Origin of the sequence: Kiloniella laminariae (genome assembly GCF_027214005.1) — a bacterium.
Lineage (GTDB): Bacteria > Pseudomonadota > Alphaproteobacteria > Kiloniellales > Kiloniellaceae > Kiloniella > Kiloniella laminariae_A.
Genome location: NZ_JAPWGY010000045.1, coordinates 1 through 257 on the forward strand (window position 1 = coordinate 1; position 257 = coordinate 257).

The 257-nt window shown below is 40.5% G+C and carries 1 protein-coding gene; it reads right to left on the reverse strand.

Annotated elements, in window-relative coordinates:
• The coding region (locus O4H49_RS20550) for a DUF3581 family protein (RefSeq protein ID WP_269425303.1) at window positions 1-257 on the reverse strand (257 nt) is incomplete at both ends.

Sequence of the window (257 nt, forward strand, 5' to 3'; positions counted from 1 at the left end):
GTGCTACACCATCGTTTACCATGCCAGAGAAGTTAAAACGCATCTTTTGGCTAACGCCTTCTTTACTAAGAAGCACAGCGAAAAGTAAATCTCCAGGGACACAAAAGCGTTTGTTGTCTTCATCATGAATTGGGTTGTAGTCACCTGCGACACGTTTTGCAAAGTGGCTTGCTTGTTCGCGAGTGAACTGAAACTGGTGATTAGTGTTTGAAAAATAAGGTGTTAGAAACATAATTTTTACGTAGTAACCAAAACTG